Origin of the sequence: Microcoleus sp. (assembly GCF_049646505.1) — a bacterium.
Classification (GTDB): Bacteria; Cyanobacteriota; Cyanobacteriia; order Cyanobacteriales; family Microcoleaceae; genus Microcoleus.
Window position 1 is genome coordinate 1 of sequence record NZ_JBARVX010000342.1, and the last position, 18,185, is coordinate 18,185.

The 18,185-nt window shown below is 50.5% G+C and carries 10 protein-coding genes; 2 read left to right on the forward strand and 8 right to left on the reverse strand.

The window, feature by feature from the left end; genetic code table 11:
- From WBA89_RS17605 to WBA89_RS17635, 7 genes are all read right to left on the reverse strand, one after another.
- The coding region (locus tag WBA89_RS17605) for a pentapeptide repeat-containing protein (protein ID WP_424408478.1) at positions 1 to 1,016 on the reverse strand (1,016 nt) is incomplete at its 3' end.
- Between the two features lie 126 nt (positions 1,017 to 1,142).
- Positions 1,143 to 1,550 carry a peptide-methionine (R)-S-oxide reductase MsrB gene (gene msrB, locus WBA89_RS17610; RefSeq protein WP_424408480.1) on the reverse strand — a complete coding sequence of 136 codons (408 nt, stop codon included), beginning with the start codon at positions 1,548 to 1,550 and terminating at the stop codon, positions 1,143 to 1,145.
- A 541-nt stretch (positions 1,551 to 2,091) separates the two neighbouring features.
- On the reverse strand, positions 2,092 to 7,398 hold the full coding sequence (locus WBA89_RS17615; RefSeq protein ID WP_424408482.1) for a response regulator: 5,307 nt from the start codon (positions 7,396 to 7,398) through the stop codon (positions 2,092 to 2,094).
- Positions 7,399 to 7,449: 51 nt separating this feature from the next.
- The gene (locus WBA89_RS17620) at positions 7,450 to 8,352 is read right to left on the reverse strand and encodes an HNH endonuclease (protein ID WP_424408484.1); all 903 of its coding nucleotides are present in this window, start codon (positions 8,350 to 8,352) and stop codon (positions 7,450 to 7,452) included.
- 57 nt (positions 8,353 to 8,409) lie between these two features.
- Complete coding sequence (locus WBA89_RS17625; protein ID WP_424408486.1) at positions 8,410 to 11,487, reverse strand: methyl-accepting chemotaxis protein; 3,078 nt, start codon at positions 11,485 to 11,487, stop codon at positions 8,410 to 8,412.
- A 142-nt stretch (positions 11,488 to 11,629) separates the two neighbouring features.
- Positions 11,630 to 12,163, reverse strand: coding sequence for a chemotaxis protein CheW (locus WBA89_RS17630; protein WP_194062865.1), 534 nt, complete (start codon positions 12,161 to 12,163; stop codon positions 11,630 to 11,632).
- 1,005 nt (positions 12,164 to 13,168) lie between these two features.
- Entirely contained in the window at positions 13,169 to 14,407 is a 1,239-nt protein-coding gene (locus tag WBA89_RS17635) for a response regulator (protein WP_424408488.1), read from the reverse strand.
- Between the two features lie 438 nt (positions 14,408 to 14,845).
- Here WBA89_RS17635 and WBA89_RS17640 point away from each other — a divergent pair, with 438 nt between their 5' ends.
- Positions 14,846 to 15,046 carry a hypothetical protein gene (locus WBA89_RS17640; protein WP_424408490.1) on the forward strand — a complete coding sequence of 67 codons (201 nt, stop codon included), beginning with the start codon at positions 14,846 to 14,848 and terminating at the stop codon, positions 15,044 to 15,046.
- Positions 15,047 to 15,736: 690 nt separating this feature from the next.
- Positions 15,737 to 17,488, forward strand: a complete 1,752-nt coding sequence (gene hmpF, locus WBA89_RS17645) for a pilus motility taxis protein HmpF (protein ID WP_424408492.1) — start codon at positions 15,737 to 15,739, stop codon at positions 17,486 to 17,488.
- Here the strand turns inward: hmpF and WBA89_RS17650 are convergent.
- Positions 17,485 to 18,185 (reverse strand): tRNA lysidine(34) synthetase (locus WBA89_RS17650; RefSeq protein ID WP_424408494.1); only part of this gene is annotated, 701 nt, incomplete at its 5' end. The genes hmpF and WBA89_RS17650 overlap by 4 nt on opposite strands.

Here is an 18,185-nt window from a genome sequence, read left to right on the forward strand (position 1 = left end):
GCTACAAACAGCATAGTGCCCGAAGCGGCGATCGCTTGATTGTAAGGGCCGACGGGTGCCGGTGCTTTGTCAGTACGAATAATTTTGCGCGTCATAGATGTTACTTTTTGGGATAATTTATCGGAGGTTTCGGGCTGGTAGATTTCTCCATCGGAGGTTTCAGGCTGGTAGAGTTCTCCATCGGGCATTGTAGCACCAGTGAAGTCTGCATTTTCAATATTCCAGCCATAGGTTATTGCGCCAGTTAAGTCTGCTCTTTTCAAGTTTGCTTCATTTAGATTTGCCCTGCTCAAATTTGCCCATCTGAAATTTACTTTCTCTAGGTTTGCGCCTTCAAGACCGGCTTTTTTTAGCTTTGCACTTTGAAGACAGGCTTCTTTAATATCTAAGTCAGCCAAATTCATGCCTGACAAATCAACTTGAGACAAATTGGATCTCTGGAGTTTAGAGCCTTGAAACTTTGCATTTTGGAGTGTTGCCTCTGTCAGATTTGCTAGAGTCAAGTCTGCTTCAACCAAGTAAGCTTGATTCATGTCTGCCTTGCTCAGATTTGCTCTATTTAGGCTTGCCCGATGTAAAGAAGCTACACTCATATCAGCGCTACTCAGATTAGCCCCATTTAAGTTTGCATTGTCTAGTCTGGTATAAATCAATTTAGCGCTAGTTAAATTTGCTCCTGTTAAATTTGCCTTCTCTAGGTTGGCATTACTCAAAATCGCACTATTAAAATTCGATCTACTCAAATTTGCACCACTTAAATCAGCCCAACTGAGATTTGCTGAACCAGCTATTGCCTCACTCAAATTTGCACCTATCAGCGATGCCTTAGTGAGGTTTGTACTCTGAAAATATACCCCTGTTAGAATTGCCTCAGTCAAATTTGCACCTGAAAGATTTGCATTGTCTAGATTTATGCCACTCAAGTCAGCACCTTTAAGGTCTACCTCACTTAACTGTGCTTTACGAAAGTCGCGGTGTCCTGCTGCGTATTTTGCTAAAAGTTCTTCAGCATCCATAAATCACCTCGATCGCCCTCACGTCCCAAAAATCACTATACCATCCGCGCGAATCCGCCTGCACTAGCGGTTTTGCGGATGGATGATTATCGGATTCCATACCACAGAATGACCCGTCAAAGAACGTCAGCCAGCAATAAACTTCATAGCAACACCATTCATGCAGTAGCGTTTCCCAGTAGGTGCAGGGCCGTCATCAAATACGTGACCCAAATGCCCGCCGCAGCGATGACAATGCACCTCAATTCTAGTCCCAAACAGCGAATTATCTACCGATGTGCCGATCGCCCCTTCGATCGGTTCATAAAAACTTGGCCAACCAGTACCGCTATCAAATTTGGTTTGCGACGAAAAAACTGGCAAATTACACCCAGCACACGCATAAATTCCCTTCCCGTATTGCTTATCGAGAATGCTAGTGTGAGAGCGTTCAGTGCCGTGTTTTCGCAACACCTCAAACTGTGCAGGTGTCAAAATCTTGCGCCACTCTTCCTCAGTTTTAGTAATTTCAAAAACACCCTTAGAAGCGGCCATAACATCTGACTTTCCAGGCAAACAGGACGATAACCATGCCATGCTTACTGTGGCTAGACCCGCTTTCAAAAATAATCGTTTTTTCATAATCCATCCACTTACTAATCTAAACTACCAGTCATATCGTTTCCGGTTGCATCGGAATGTTTTAACCGCAGAGAACACAGAGGACACAGAGGGAGAGAATAGAGATTAGAGTAATTCCGATTCTACCGGATTTGATATCACGTTCAAAAATTTATGCTTGATTTGTAACTTTTTCAATCGCCTGTTCTTGGATATAATACCAATTTTGATTGCAGCATCAGGTGATGTTAACTGTTAACTGTTAACTGTTTAAACAATTCCGATGGCATCGTCATTATTCATCTCTATCTTCTCTCTCTGTGCCCTCTGCGCTCTCTGCGGTTAAAACATTCCCATACAACTGGAAACGATATTACCCCTACAAGTATTGCAGTTAATTAACCCGATCGATCGCACAAAAGTCCTGTGAGAGTTTAGCCCTCACAGGAATTGTACATTTTCAAACATCACCCGCCTAAGCCATAGCCGGAGCACCAACAACCTCACCCTTCAACATCCGAGAAGCAGCATCAAGCAACTGCTCCTCCAAATAAGGCTTGGTGAAATAGCCATTCGCGCCCAAACCGTAAGCCATTTGGCGGTGTCTGTCAGCACCGCGAGAAGTCAACATCGCGATCGGCAATTCGCACAAAACCGTATCTTTCTGCATCCGAGAAAGCAGCTCCAAACCGTCCATGCGCGGCATCTCAATATCGCAAAACACGAGATCGCAAGGCAGGCCAGACTTCATCTTTTCCCAAGCCTCCTTACCGTCGCGAGCTTCTTCAACCCGGTAGCCGGCTTTCTCAAAAGTAATCGACAAGAGCGATCGTACCGTAATCGAATCATCCACAATCAGCACAGTAGGCTCAGTCTTCTCAACCTCCGCCTCCTTAGTGGCCCGATCGCTCTCATCCCAAAGCGTACCGCCAGCTTCCTTCCGCAGCCTGCCGGTAGCCAAATCGATCAGCTCCAGAACGTCCGCAATTGCCACAATCCGACCGTCCCCCAGTACCGTAGCACCCGCAATCCCGATCGGCTTCGGCACAGGCCCCTCCAACTGCTTGATCACAATTTCCTGTTCCGTCGAAACCTGATCCACCTGCACCGCCAGGAAACTGCCGCCAGACCGCAGCACGATCACCGAAATCATGTCATCGTCAGTATTAAACCCGTAAACACTGCCCCGACCCAAATGGCGGTTGTAAGCGAGTAAATCCCGCAGCGGCCGGAACGGCAAAATCGAACCCCGCCACTCAATGCAGGGTAAACCATCCGCCCCCGCCGTCACCTGATCGCGGGGCACATCGATCATGTCCTCCACCCCATCCATCGGGAAAGCAATCCGAGCCCGATCGCTAATGCAAGTCAGAGCCTTAGAAATACTCAACACCAGCGGCAAACGGATGGTGAATACAGTCCCCTTGCCGATCGTCGAATCGATCGCCACAACCCCCCGAATCTCCTGCAAAGAAGTCCGAACCACATCCATCCCAACCCCGCGGCCGGCATACTCCGTCGCCTGTTCCTGAGTGCTAAAACCAGGCATAAACAGCAAATCGTACACCTCCGAGCGCGACATTCTCTGAGCCTGAGCCGCCGTCAACAAACCCTGCTTAATCGCCTTAGCCTTCACTTTTTGCGGGTCAATTCCCGCCCCATCATCAGAAACCGAAATCACCGTTTGATTTCCTTGGTGAAAAGCCCGAATCGTAATCCTGCCCACCCCTGGTTTCCCGGCCGCCATCCGCACCTCCGGCGGCTCGATCCCGTGAGTAATCGCATTGTTCACCAAATGAGTCATCGGGTCATAAAGCTGATCCACAATCATCTTGTCGATCAAAATATCCTTACCCTCAACCTGCAACTGAGCCTGCTTCCCGCACTTAATCGCAATTTCCCGCACCGCCCGGAACAACCTGTCCGTCGTCTCAGCAAACGGCTTCATCCGGGCCCGAGTCAAACCCTCTTGCAACTGAGTCGTGACTTGTCGCAATTGGCGAGTCACCTGATCCGCTTCATCCACCAAAAACTCAATATCCGCCGCCGACTCCCGCACCCGCACGATCAGCTCAATAATCTCCTGAGCCAAACTGTGGAAAGGAGTAAACCTGTCCATTTCCTCCGGTCTCCAGGCACCTTCCCGGTGCTGAGCGGCCTCCTCCGAGCGCCAAGGCGACGAGGACGATCGGTTTCCCTGACGGTTGGCCAGCAAAGCAATCTCCAAAAGACTCCGCTCGTAGAAATCCTGAGTCCGCTGGCTGACATCGCTCAGCAGCGTCACCTGGTGCAGCAAATTGTCCAAAAACTGCCGCATCCGTTCCTGGTCTTGCTCCAAACTGTTGCGGTTGACAACCAGTTCCCCCATCAAGTTGCTGAGGTTATCCAACTGCTTGACCGGCACCCGCATCGTGTGGTCGCCGAACCCGCCGGCCCGAGCATTCCGCCTGGGTCTGTTAATCGCCGACGGCCCGATATTGCCTTCCCCTTGGCGGCTGCCCCCGTCCTTGGAATCTTCCAGCAATTTTTCCAAATCGCCAAATTCGTCGTCGCTGGCTGCTGAGGCAGCGGGCGGAGCCACACTTGCAGAAGCTGCTAAGCCGGCAGGAATTTCCGGCATAGTAGCGGTCTCGCTGAGAAGTTCCTCAAGATCCGAAAAAACCTCCGTGTTTACCGGACTCTGATTTGTCCCCCCAGAGGCTGAAGCAGCAGCCCCAGCACCCCCTGCAATCAACAGCGCTTCTAAATCATCAAAATTGTCTTCAGCATCTTCGCTGTCCGATTCAGCACCGCCAAAAAAGTCCGCCAGCGACTCGTCTTCCAACTCCGAAGAATTCACAGCATCCGATTCGTCATCAGTGTCCCACAACCCGCTTGTCAGTTCCGAAGTCACCAAAGGCCCGGCATCCATCGAATCGAGCAAATCATCAAAACCTTCCAACTCCTGAGTATTGAGAGTCGCCCCAGTTTCCAGAGCCGCCAACAAATCAGCATCGCCCTCAAACATAGCTGAGATAGGATCTGGCGAGAGTTCCTCTAAATCCGCACTCCCAAAATCCCTTTCCAGAGCATCAAATAAATCATCCTCACCGCTAGACTCTCCTGCGGCCAAAGTTTCAGATACATCCAACAAATCTGCACCAGCAGAATCAAACAAATCCTCCGTCGGTTCGGCCGAAAACTCCTGTAAAGCTAAAACAGCATCCTCATCGAGAAATGGTTCAGCATCCGCCGGCATCAACACTTCCTCGCCAAACATATCCTCCAACAAATCAAAGGTGCCATCCCCATCAGGCTCCAAACTTGAAACATCGCGAGGATGATTATCGGATATCGCCCCAAACTCAACCAAGGCAAAATCCGCCAAATCCGGATCGTCCAGGGCCTCCTCACTGTCGGAAAACCCGATCGCCAACCCGCCCTCAGAAGCTGCTAGATCCGCACCCAGCAATTGTGCTGCATCTCCATCCAAACTCACTCCATCTGGGCGAACCTGCCCCGAAGCTTCCCCGTCATACTCAGTACCCGTAGGTACAGAACCAAACAGCTCCGCCAAATCCGCCGCCTCCTGGGAAGTAACCGTCCCCGCAGACCGATCGGCCCGATCCTCCTCATCCCCAGAAATCAAATCTTCTCCAACTTCTCCAAACAGCGCATCCAAATCTGTATCATCCATATCTAAGCTTGCTGCCGGCATCAATTCATCCTCCAAACCAAAAGCATCTTCCAGCCAATTTCCATCCTCAGAAACATCCAAATCAAGACTTGAAGTTAGATCGAAAACTTCGCCAACTTCCTGATTTTCTGGCAAGCCTGCATTGCTCATAAATCCATCGCCCTCACTCTCCCCAGTTTCACCTTCAGAACCAAAGTAACCAGAACTAATACTCAACAGCTCGCTCAAATCCGCATCCGCTCCCCCAGAATCGACCAAATCAAAGTCATCCGCAGAAGCAGCTACAGCCAACATCTGAACATTCCCCGAATCATCGATCGACCCTGCCTCAAAAACCTCAGCACCAACAGCATCCCCCGTCGGTACCGATCGCCCGCCCGCCGGAGCAACATCCAGAGCGCCAAACAAATCATCCAAATCAGCGTTCTGGGCAACATCCAGAGAACTTTGAGCCGCCACCTCATCCAAAAGCGTACCTAGAGCATCCTCTTCCGCTTGCTCCCCTGCTCTGCCAACAGTATCCTCCCGCTGACCCAAACCGCTGCTTCCACTTGCTTCAAACTGCTCGGAAACCAGCCCCTGGCTCAAATCCCCATTTTCCAGACCCGCAGCGGGGCCGCTTCCGTCAGACTCGCCCCAGACCAAATCTTCCCCAAACAAACTGTTAAGGTCATCCATCGAACCTGCAGCACCAACCTTCAAATCTCCCGCAGCGCCTTCCTCAAGCCACAAATCAGTAAAATCGCCCGAATTGTCATCATCATCCGAACCCAGCATTCCCTCCGTTGTCGTTCTAGAAGACAGCCCGTAATCCAAGTCTTCTTCTTCCTCCCAAGCACCGTCAAGATCCGGAGACTCCCCATCAAACAAATCAGCCAAGGTATTGAGTTCCGCCGCCCCTACTTCCGGGCCGGTGCGAGTAGAAATTCTAAAAGAACCCGTATCTAGATCCGACTCTCCGAACCCAGGAGAATCATCGAACTGCGGCGATCGACCTTCACCGAAATCACTGCCTTCCCCGGTATCAAATTGGTCGAACAGCTCATCTATATTCAACCCTGAAACAGTTGGCAGCATTTGTTCTTCTGCGTCTGAATCGCCGAACCCCGTCCGCTCCCAAGCAGCATCTCCAGCAGAAACCAAATTTGCCCCCGAAGTACCCGGTTGAGCGAATGCCAGCAAATCCTCAAAATCTGTCTCCCGAACCAGAGCCGCCGGCACCAGCGACAGCAGTTTTTCGCTCGGCGCGATCGACTCAGACAATCCCGAAAGCACCAATTCCTGCGCTTGTTTAATATCCTTAATCACCGTTGGAGCCAAAACCCGGTAAGTATTTTCCGGATTGGCGATCGCCTCAGACACCACAGACATCAACTCTATCCAGGCCGGCAGTTCAAATTCCTCCCCCGCCATTCTCAAGTTCCGACAAATATTTTTGAGCTGCCGCCTGCTTTCTTGCCCCTCTGGCTGTTTGAACTCTTGCAGCATTTCCCGCATTCTCGCGGGTACATCCGAGTCAAACACCAACTGCAGAGCACTGTCCTCGGTTTCTCTCGAATCAAATCCGTAAACCGCCCCCGAACCCGCAAAACTCTTCTCCGATCCCGGTGCCCCGACTCCCGTCCCCGCCATAACCGCTTGAGGTAACGGCAGCGGACTGCTCTCATCTGCATCATGTCCCGAATGTCCGACAAGTCCCCCCAAATGCCCGTTGAGTTCTTCAAACACCGGTTCCAACTCTCGAACCATCTGTTCGCCGATTTCTTCGGTGAGCCCAAAAGGCCCCGACAGTTGCTCCAACAATCCTTGCAGCGTGTCAAAAATTCGCAGGAACAGAGATTCTAGCTGTTGGTCTACCTTGACGCTGCACTCTTTTAAAACCTTAAAACTATCCTCTAGTCGGTGAGCTGTTTGCTGAATGCTGGTGAGCCCCAACATTGCGGCTCCTCCCTTAACAGAGTGGGCGGCCCTAAATACTTCGTTGACCAGTTCTGGGTCTTCGATCGTCGCCTGCAAGTTCAGCAAACCTTGTTCGATCGTATTGAGGTGGTCTTTTGCCTCCTCAATAAAGTAGCCCATGATCCTCTGTTGTTGCTCCGGCAGCATAGTTTTATTCCTGATTTTAAGTGTTATTGTATTGGGTCTATGTTAGTAGTTTTAGAGAAGCTCTCTGTATATCTCGCCCCTTGCCAAGAGAATAATCTGACTGCGAGATATGGCAAATGTCCTGGCTATTTCTGCTTTCGACATCCCCTCACTTAAAAGATAGCGAATCTGCTGCACCTGTTCGGGTTTCAGTTTGCGGTTAGGGCCTATCTTGCCAGGAACGAAAGGAAAGCGGTTCTTTTTTATAGCATCGCGGGAGTTATCGGCGGGAGTTCCTTCCCACAAATGGTCGGGATTGACACAACCGCGATCGTCGCAACTGTGACAGGCAAAATAACCCGGTTTGATCGATCTTCCCAGTTTATGTTCCAGTACCAGTCTGTGAGGATAAAAACTTTTTGTTTTGCCATTAACTTTAGTACCCTTAATGGCGTAACCATCACTTCTTTTCGCCAAGGTACAAATCATGCAGCCGTTCGGCTGTATTTCCGCCCGAATTCCAGGAATTACTTCTATGCCTCGCAGTTGTTTTTGAGGTTTAGGAGCCGATGTGCTTCCTACATCTTTAATTCGCCCTTTTCTAAACCTATCTTGAGAATTTTCCAGTCGAGAACCTTCCCATAAATGATTAGGATTAATGCAGTTGCGAACGTCGCAAGTGTGGCAAGCAAAGTATTCGGGTCTAATCGGACGACCTAAGCTATTTTCTAATACTAAACGGTGAACAGTAAACGTTTTCCATTCACCGTTAATGCGAATTCTTTTGTTGGCATAGCCGCTGCTAGATTTGGTTAGGGTAGAGATAATACAGCCAGTCAGATGAACTTCGCCAAATATGCCAGGAATTACCTCTACTATGTTATCGTCCATCTGTGCAACTCCTAGTTTGTTTGGCTGCTGAATTGTCAGCCCCGCAGCGGTTTCAAGACTGCGAGGTTGCTTTTTATCTGTCATCAGATCCACAGTAATGTGTTTGCAAATCAGGAAGTAAAAAAAGCATTAGACAATCAATTATTGTCTTTCTGCTGTTTCTACTCGGAACCTTTCTACTGATGTCAAAAGGTCGCGAGCAACACCTACCAAATTTTGCAAAGCACCCGAAACTCGCTGCGCTTCTTGAGACGTTTCCTGAGCAGTTAGCTCGACTGCTTGCATCACCGAGGCGACCGAGCGAGCTGTTTCATTCTGTTCTACAGTGTCCGCCGTAATCGATCGCACTAACACGTCAATTCGATTAGTTACCTGAATAATATCTTCTAGCGATCGCTTCGCCTGTTCTGCCAATCTTGTCCCCTCAATCACCTGCTGCGTCCCCTCTTCCATCGCCGTCATCACAGCGCCGGTTTCGCTTTGAATTTGCATCACAATCTGCTCAATTTCTTTCAAAGATTTAGCCGATCGATCTGCCAACTGTCGCACCTCATCCGCCACAATTGCAAAACCCCTTCCCGCTTCCCCAGCCCTCGCCGCCTCAATACTAGCGTTAAGGGCCAACAAATTAGTCCGGGAGGCAATAGTAGCAATCAGAGCCACAATCTTAGAAATTTCCTGAGAAGCTTCCGCCAACCGCTTGACTTTTCTCGTTGTTTCTGCTACCGTTTCGCGAATTTCCAAAATCCCGGCCACCGTCCGCTCCACAGCCTCGCCCCCTTTCAGAGCCGTTGCCGCCGCGCCCCGAGCCACTTCTTCCGCCTCTCTAGCGCTCTCTGCGACCCGCTGAATCGCATCGGTGAGGACTTGCACCGAATTGAGCGTCGCCGCCAGTTCCTCAGCCTGCCGCAGCGCGTCGGAAGACAAATCGCCCGCAAACTTGGCACTATCCGTAGCGCCCTTGCTGACCTCGCGAGCCGCCTGCTTCACCTGATGGACGATTTCGCGCAAATTTTGAATTGTCAAGTTAAACGAGTCAGCAACAGCGCCCAAAACGTCGGCTGTTACCTCCGCAGTCACCGTCAAGTCACCCCTGGCAGCTCCTTCCACGTCGTCTAGCAAGCGAATCACTTGGCGCTGCAAGTCTTCTTTTGCCTGTTCCTGTTCGTCAGACTTGCGCCTGGTATCGCTAATCGTGGTTTGGATCACCTTCGCCATGTGGTTGAATTTGGCAGCCATTTTGCCAAACTCATCCTCGGAATAAATCGTAGCGCGAGCGTCCAATGTTCCTTGAGATACAGCGTCGAACTGAGCTTGCAAATTGTCCGAGGACTTGCCTACCTGCTTGGCGATCGAGTAGCCGATGCCCCAAGAAGTTAAAAAGCTGGTAATACCTGCTGCTGCAGTCATTACCCAGCCTGTTTGTCGCAGGTAGACGATCGCCTCCGGCTTGTCTTGCCGCAGAGCTTGATAGGAAGCAATGTTAGTGACGAAAGCCACAGCTATTAGAGAAACCAGTCCGGCACCGATCGCCGTGTACAAATGTTTTGTAACCAAAGGGGCATTTTCCAAGAAAGCCAGCCCCCCCTGTTCTACAGTCACCGAGGTATCGAGCGCTTCTGTTTCTGTCGGAGCAAAAGTCGGCACCGACGCATCAGCCGGGCCGCTCATGCTAAATATCTCGTCGTCTCGAATTGCCGAGCCGTCGCTGCTGTCAAAGTCCAGGCTGCTGCCCGTCGTCCCCATCATGCCGCTGGTCGAGTTGCCGAAATTGGTGTTGCCTCGAGTCAGGATCGAACTGCTGGCATCTTCTGAGATGTCAAAATCCGGCAAATTGCCCAAATCGTCGAACTCGTCAAATTCGTCTAAAAAGTCGCTTTGTTCTGGAGAGTTCCCAGTTTTTGACGACCAGTCGCTGCTGGGAACGCCCGCCGCCCCGAAAGCTGTCGCTTGCTCGTTTTCGTCGAGAGAGAAAGCATCGCTGAAAGCGTCATCATCAAAAGCGTCTAGCTCGAAACTGTCGATCGAACCGAATGCCGGGGGGGTCGAGTCGCCGTAACCGTTACTGTTAGAGGAAGATATATCTGCCGAATTAAAATTTTCCCGGCTCGATCTTTGACTTTGAGAGCTAGGGACTGCACCTCCCATCAGCAGCGTTTCGTCTTCCGCCAGCGAATAGTTTGACGAGTAGTCCGAGTTGCTGTTCGGCTGGTTTGGAGGTCGAGAAGACCCGAAACCCGAGGGTATCTGCTCGGCAAAGGGGTCTGCCGCGGACGGGGGTAGATTCTGACTGCGCTCCGAGCCGCTTGTCGGCGGGGTTTGGTAGTCGTAGTCGGAGAAATCCTCTAGTTCGTCTGGCAAATCTAGCGCACCAAAAGGTTCGCCAAAATTGTCCGACGCGGGAGTGCGGGAGTCGAGCTGGTTCGAGTCAAAGGAATTCTCGATTTCCGAAGAGGCGAAACTTTGACCGTTGATTTGAGTCGGGGCTTCTGAAAACAAATCTGCTGAATCAGGTTCCTGTTTGGCAGACACTTTGTCGCCCGACAAGCCAGCATCAAAGAAACCCTCATCTAAGGCAAAAGGATCTCCAAAGTCCGAATCGGCAAACTCGTCTATGTCTAGCGGCTCCGACGCATCAGCATAAGCTGCCATCCCGCCGCTGTCGCCAGTAAAGGGGTTAGAATCCGAAGTTAAATCTTTTTGATGGTCTGCGGCTTGGTCTTGTGGTTCCCACTCCAAGCCGCCCATGTCCAAGTCTGCCAAGTCGAGATTTTCGAGGTCGTCTGGCGATCGATCGGCGATTGAGTCCGATGCGGCGGAATCTCTTTGAAAAAGTCCCGCATCCGGCTCTTCTAACCCTTCATCGACAGATAAGTCTGGGTAGAATTCCAATTCAGTTTGAGCTGACAAAGCTTCTAAATTTTCCGTGTGCAGTTCTCCTGACAAAAATTGGTCTGTGTAGGTAATTCCGCTGTGAGCGTGTTCGACCAAACTCGGGTCGTCACTCAGGCCTAACACCACCGTGTACTGTTCCCGCGCCACCTCGTACTGTTGCAGTCCGTAGCAGTAGATGTGTCCGCACAGCAGGCGAGCGCTGGGGTCTTCGGGAAAATCCTCTACTAATTGATAAACTAGGGCTGCGGCTTCTGGATAGTTGCCATCCATGTAGGCCGCTTCTGCCCGTTGGTAGTCCTGCTGAAAGTTGGTACTTGCTGTCATTTGCCGCCCTCTTTTGATTTGAGATTTTTGATTTTTGATTTTAGATTTTTATCTCGAATTTTTAGATGCGCGCCTCAAGTCGTGTGACTGTTAATGGTTAAGTTCCAATCGCCAATCGCAAATCGCCAATCTAAAATCGATTTCACGCTGCCCACCGCGCTGAGCGCAGAATTTTCACTTGATCTAGCAGTCGGAGCACATTAGTCGCTTGTGTACCTAACATCCATTCTCCCCTCAGAAATGGAATCATGCCGTCTGGTGCATTGTTGTGGGAGTGCAGTTGCTCTACGTCGAGCCAGTCCATCCCTACAATTCGATCGACCGCCAGCCCCAAAATCGTGTCTTGGTCTTCCACAGCCACGATCGGGATTTCGGGCCTGTCTGTGTTGAGAGGTGTTTGGTCTCCCAAAAATTGGCCCAGATCCGCCACCCAAATCACTCGTCCTCTCATGTTTAGCGTACCTAAAAGCAAAGAGGAAACGTTAGGGATCGGTGTCATGCGGTCTGGGGAGGGGGATAGTACCTCTCTAATCCCGATCGCCGGCAGTGCGAACTCGTTCCCCGAAGGAACGTAGAACCGCAGGTGCAGCTCGCCTTCGGGAGTTTCTAGTTCTTGGAATTCCGGAGCCTGATCGATGCTTTGTCCTGGTAATATAAAGTCTGGGCTGCCACTAATCATAATTCTGACACCTGCATTTCTAGCAAATTTTTAAGGTTTACCGCCGAGCGAGAGCGCACCAGCAAAACTTCGACGACACGGCCAAACTTGACACGGCCAAGCTTGACACAGCCAAGCTTGACACAGCCAAGGTGTAAATGGCGAGCCGGCCGGAAGTCCTTGGCAATAGATGTGCTACCGTCCATAATTTAGGGCGCGATCGATGATTGTTCGCGCTTAGTTTGCTGACAAATTGGTTGAAATCGACTGCTAACAATTAATTTTGCACCCTCAAGCTGCACTTTTTACTGATTCCTAAAACTTACTCAAACTTAAGCTAATTAATATTTACTGACAGCGCTGTTGGGCAGTCGGCTATCCCAAGATAAGTAGGCAGTTCGCCCTGGCTGCGCCTGCTGGTTTCCCAATTCAAAATATTAATTTATACTGGAATTTAAATCCCGAACTACAGAAACGCCACAATTGAGACAATCCAATTGCTTGTTTGAAGTGGCAGATCTTGTTTTCTATCGCAGTTCGAGCAAATCTTAGCACAGCGAATTTATTGATGATACCCGCCTCCGGCTCGATCCGTCGAATCAATCGGGAGCATCTGGAATCTCAAATCAGAAGAACCCCCGAATTGAGTCGTGGGGTCAATCGGGAGCATCTAAAATCTCAAATCTCAAATCTCAAATCGAATGACTCCTTCTTTCTTCCTCTTTCCTCTTGTCTCAAGCCGAACTGTCTCAAGCCGAACTGTCTCCAATTTCTAGCTTGGCTGCTTTCCGACACAGATGCTCCGATCGACAGCTTCCGCCAGTTAAGATTGAGACGGCACTTTCGGAGTTTCTACAGAAATGCCCAGCCAAGTCTAGCCGTGAGCAAGCTGTGCCTCTCGGTTTTTCAAAGCGACCAGCCCGTCGAGAACAAATACATGATATTTGTACTTTGAGCGTGTTAGACCAGACACCAATCGAGAATTTGAACAGAGTTTGGTCGGGCACGGGCGGGCGCGCTGATTTATGGTTCTTCTAGTTCGTTTTGGAGCACTCGACCCGATAATTTTGCCGATTGATTCGCCCGAGGGTAGCCAGGGCCGACATATTTTTCTACCAGCATTAATAATTCGCTTTCGCCAAAAGGTTTGGTGTAGAAGTCTGTAGCTCCGGCCATGCGGGCTTTAACGCGATCGATAAATCCGTCGATCCCTGTGAGCATGACGATCGGCGTTTGCCGGAAAGCGGTAGAATTGCGGAGCATAGCGCAAACTTCGTAGCCGTCGAGTTCCGGCATGGCGATGTCGCACAGAATTAAATCGGGTTTGAGTTGAAAAACCAAACTCAGGGCTTGCAGGGGATTGCCGATGGCAGTAGCTTCGTAACCGTGTTCGTTTAAAATTGACTCGACTGTTTTGCGAATCACATTGTCGTCGTCAATGCAGACAACTTTTTTGATCTTCGTTTCTGGAGACGACCATTCTTTGGGGTCGTTGGCGGGCGGCACAGATGGCTCGTAAAATACTTGCACCAATCCCTGCTGGACAAAGGGATAAATTGCCTTAGCGACAGTCAACACGTCTCGGTTGAGGTAGCGCGCCATTTGGCGGATCGAAGTGTGGCCGTCGGCCCAGCGTCTGAGAGTATTAAAGGTATTGACAGGTAGCGCGACTTGCAGCTCGGCGGGGTCTGAAATGACCGGGCATTGGTTGGGCGACTGAATGTGGGGGTGAAACTGCTTCCACTGCTGCACCTGTTTGACAATCTTCGCTAGCAGGGAGCTAATTTCTAAGCTGGTGAGTTGGGGTGCTAGTGCTGACCCCATTTCAAAAGTGAAGGAACCCTGATGGAGGCTGAGCAAGTCAAACAGGGTTTCGTGGATCATGCTGTGGATGATGTTGCGCCCTTGAGCTGGCGTGAGGATGTGGTTTTCTAGCAATACCCACAGGTAGCCGTATTCTGGGGCATTGGTAGATGCCATATAGGGAACTTGGATTTTGTCTAGGGCTGTGTCTGCTTTGTAGCGGCGCAGGTAGTCGCGCAAGCGAAACAGACTGCCCGCACTCTGAGTAGCGTAAATAATCTGACCGTTGAAGCAGAAGACATACCAGGATTGTCCTGCAAGGGAGCGCTGGGTAGGTTGAGTACCCGTGCTGCTGCCGGTGGAACTGTAGGTCTCTACGAACAGTTCTCCGGTTCGCTGACCTAACTCTATCAATTGCAGGATGCTGCGGATGTCAATTTCACTCAAATTTCCCTGCATGCAGCTAAAGTATCCTCTTTAAAACCGTTGGCGTCTGAGCTCGGAAAGACTGTGTGCCGGCCCGAAGATTGACTTGAGTTTCTGCGATCGTTCGCGCGCTGATGCTGACGATCGTACAATTGGGAATTGACGAACAAGATCGCGACAAGCCGCGGGCGAGTTGGCAGCGCTACGAGTCCACAACCTGAAACCGCGAAACTCGCGACATTCTCCCGCTGTATAGTTTCACCTTCTATGCCAACTGTTGCCTAAACTCGCAAAAGCCACATCGCACAATTGTACGGGCTTGGGGAGCTGGTAACGCTGGCATTTCCGACTGGTTCAAGTTTGGGAGTGCAAGACTTTTGATGTTTGCCCTGCGCTGTCTATCTGTTTGCTTGAGTTCTGTTTTAAACCCCAAAATTGTGTGCCGTCAAGTATGAACATTTGTGGGCAACTGTGAGGAAAATCCAGACTGTCGATCGATCTTTTGGCTCGCCCGCAGCTCAGTCACAGGCTCGCGTCATTCCACTATTCTATGACAGCACGGTTCAAATCCCTAGTCCGCCGGCTTTGGAAGCTTGCTTTGGGCAACCGGGAGGAGATCGCGATCGATCGGCAACTAAAGCTTGGTACAATCAACAGACAGTTTTTGACTGACACCGCCCAAAAACCGGTACAGTCCCGCGTACTCCTGTCGTGGCGAGCCACAAATTTTAGCAGAAACTTCCAGCTCCCAGATTAGTCTGTCGAGTGCATCTCAAATCTCAACTCTCAACTCTCACATTTTCAATGCCGCAATTGACCGATCGAAAATAATGGGATACAAGTTGCTGGCTATCACCAGTGGCGATTCCCAAATTTGAGACTTTAGTTCCCGATCCCAGGTGCAATGCTGCAAGTAAGCTGTACTGCATCTAGATTGTTGGTAGCGATTGAGCGGGAGAGAGTCCCAGAGGTGGAAGGGGAAAAGATTGCAGGATTTGGGAATTTTTGCAATATACAATGTTTATTTGCACAACAGCTTAAATCTCTCGTTATCCAATTCTTTAATCTAAAATCGAAAAACTGACCTTTTTCGGTTTCGATCTGTGAGAATTCCCGCAGTTTTGCTAGTCTTTAATCAAGCGGCATTGATACCGATCTCCCTTTCGTCCAGAAAGCGGGCGGCGGCAGTGCTTTTTGGATGCACTGCAGGGGAGTATAGTGCTGCGGGCGATCGATCGAGAGAGTTGGGAAAGGATGCTATCCCCGAATTGGGAAAACGACACTAAAGACGACTTATATTTTCGGTCTTTAAGTAGCTTAAAGTAAGTTTGGATAGGTTTTACGAAGCAGAGGACTATTAGTGTGCTGTATCTAGCAGAAGTACAAAAACAGAGAAGCGGCTTTGGTCTCGGTGGCGGTAAGGCTGAACTGAAACTGCTAGCTTGTCAGCGGGGCGAACACAATTGGAGCGCTGTACCGGGCGATGACGCGATTCCAGTTGAGGAAGCTAATAAGTTTAACGACGGCACCCTGGTGCTGGTGGAGTTGAGCGCTAGCAAGCAAGTGCAGCGGATTCAGGAGGCGGCCCGCCAGTTGGTTAGCATTCTGCAAAATTTTTCGCGCTTGCAGGACAAGTTTAAGGATAAGGAAGAGGAAATTGAACAGTGGAAGGCTTCTCTGACGTTTTCGAGTCAGGAGCTCAATCGCCGGGAAATGGAAATGCAAGCCCGCGAAGAGCAGTTGGCTCAAATGGAAGAGGAGTTGGAGCGGCTGGAGGCTCAGCGCTCGGAAATTGAAAATACTCGCGATGAAGCTAACCGACTGCGGGATGAGGTCGCCAGCAGCCGGGTGGAAATTGAGACGGCTTGGGAACAGTTGCGGGGCGAACAGCAGCAGGTGGCGACTCAGCAGTCTCAGATTCCGCAGGGGGCTGCGATTGACGAGGAGCAGGCGCTGAGGATTCAGGAGTTGATGAACAAGCTGGGAGGGGCAATTTCTTCGGCCGGGGGGGTGCGGGAACAACTTAATCAGTCTTTGGGTGCTGTGGGGGCTCAGCAGGCAATTTTGGATTTGCACTGGCAGCAGTTGGAGCAAAAACGGGCAAATGCTCAGCAGCAGCAGGCAGAGGTGGACGCGCAACTTCAGAGCCTCCAAAACCGCTGGCTGGAGTGGTATCAATCTCAAGATGCTTTGGCCGGGGCTAGGGCGGATCTTCAAGGGCAGCAAAGTACCCTCAGCGCTAACCAGGAGCAGGCTCAGTCGATGTCTTTGCAGGTGAGGGCTGTTGAGGATATGTACCAGCAATTTTCTAAGCTCGCGTCTGCTGCGGGTGCTGGGGGTACCGAGCAGACAGTAGATGTGTCTGCTCTGGAAAAGATGCCGGTTGAGGAGTTGCAGGGGCTGGTGCAAAACCTGGAACAGGATTTGGAAAAGGTGTTCCGCTTTGTTAACGATCAAGAGGAGGAGTTGACTCTCCAGCGGGAGACTATTGAGGAGCTGCAAGCGAAAATTCAAGCGGCTTCCGAGTACGATCGCATGGCTTTGGAAAATCAAATGGCCGATGAGCTCGAAAGTTATCAGATGTTGAACGAAACTCTGGTGGGACAGCGGCTCCGCTTGCAGGAACGGGAAGATTTTTTAAAGCAGCATCAGGGGGTGCTGTGGCGCAGATTGGGTACTGCTAATGCTCCAAAACAAGCTCCCGAAGATATTGATTGGGAACCGCTCGCGGCACAGATCAATTCTGTGCGCCAGCAGCAAAGCCAAGAATTGCAAAGGCTGGAAAATGAAATTCAGCAGGTGCAGCAGGCGATATCTCAAATTGAGGAAAATGTCAACCGCCAAAATGTGGCAAGTGAGTCGAAACGTTACGAACTAAAGCAGTTAGAGCAGAATTTGTTCAATCAGAAAGGTGCTGTGGCGGAACTCTGGGGCCGGGTGAATGTTTATCAAGAAATGTTGCAACCGGTGCAGGACAATTTGAGCGGGCTGCGCCTCAAGCTGGAAGCGGTGGGGGAAGAACTCGATCGCGTGCAGCAGACTGGGGAGGAGCAAGATCGGGTAGCTTCGGATCTGCGAGAAGTTCTTTCGGGTTTCATGACGGCTGAAAATTAAATATCTAAAATTATCCAAGGTTTTTCAACTCGGGCGATCGCTCCTCCTGGAAACGGATCGGTTTGCGATCGGTTGGGCGCTGCGATTAAGCTGGTGAGTTTTTCTACGCTGTCAAAGCTGGGCGCTGAGGGTAATATTTGTTGCAGTAGCTGTCGCATAGCCCGTCGCTGCAACGCTAGGGGTGCTTCTCGCAAAATCGGGCGGTTTAACTTGACGGGCAGTTGAAATTGCACCGGATCGCTGTCTGCAATGGGACAGATTGCTAGCTGTAGCAAGTCGCTGGCTGCAAGTTCGAGATATTCGACATCGGCGCGGAGGAGTTCGGCTGTTTGGGCGATCGCCTGTTGGGCTTTTGGGTTGAAATGAGTTTCTAAATAAGGCAATAATTCCGATCGAATGCGGTTGCGGGCATATTTTAAGTCTTGATTTGTGGAATCTTCCCAAACTGGCAGTTTTTGCTCTTGACAAAATTGCCCGGTTTGCGATCGGGTGATTTCGAGCAAGGGACGAACCAATCGAAAATCGGCCGATATTTGGGAGTTGGGATTTTCCTCGGAATTTTCCAATCTCAAATCGGCAATGGGGCGCGTCCAGGTGAGGGCGGAAAGTCCGTCGGCACCGCTACCGCGAATCAGGTTGTAGAGGAGTGTTTCGGCGCGATCGCTGGCTGTGTGGCCTGTCACAATGTAGGGGGAGT